The sequence below is a fragment of the Photorhabdus noenieputensis genome, from assembly GCF_018448935.1.
GTDB classification, from domain to species: domain Bacteria; phylum Pseudomonadota; class Gammaproteobacteria; order Enterobacterales; family Enterobacteriaceae; genus Photorhabdus; species Photorhabdus noenieputensis.
In genome coordinates, this window is the sequence record NZ_RCWC01000193.1 from 1 (window position 1) to 399 (window position 399).

At 51.6% G+C, this 399-nt stretch carries 1 tRNA gene and 2 rRNA genes; all 3 read left to right on the forward strand.

The annotated features are described in order from the left end of the window. A 5S ribosomal RNA gene (rrf, locus tag EAE91_RS23815) occupies window positions 1–89 on the forward strand; the annotation flags it as partial. An 85-nt stretch (window positions 90–174) separates the two neighbouring features. After that, window positions 175–250, forward strand: a tRNA-Thr gene (locus EAE91_RS23820). Between the two features lie 21 nt (window positions 251–271). Continuing rightward, window positions 272–387: ribosomal RNA gene (gene rrf, locus EAE91_RS23825) — 5S ribosomal RNA — on the forward strand. Window positions 388–399: the final 12 nt, after the last annotated feature.

The following is a 399-nucleotide window of genomic DNA, read 5'->3' on the forward strand; positions in this document are numbered from 1 at the left end:
CCTGACCCCATGCCGAACTCAGCAGTGAAACGCCGTAGCGCCGATGGTAGTGTGGGGTCTCCCCATGTGAGAGTAGGACACTGCCAGGCTTTAATTTTAGTGTTGTGTTGCGATAGCAAGGCAGCATGAAGCACGTTTAATTTTTTGTGCCAACAGTGAGTTTGGCCAACTATTGCTGATATGGCTCAGTTGGTAGAGCACACCCTTGGTAAGGGTGAGGTCCCCAGTTCGAATCTGGGTATCAGCACCATGATAATGTATAAAGAATTTGTCTGGCGGCGATAGCGCGGTGGTCCCACCTGACCCCATGCCGAACTCAGCAGTGAAACGCCGTAGCGCCGATGGTAGTGTGGGGTCTCCCCATGTGAGAGTAGGGAACTGCCAGACTTTATTTTGAAA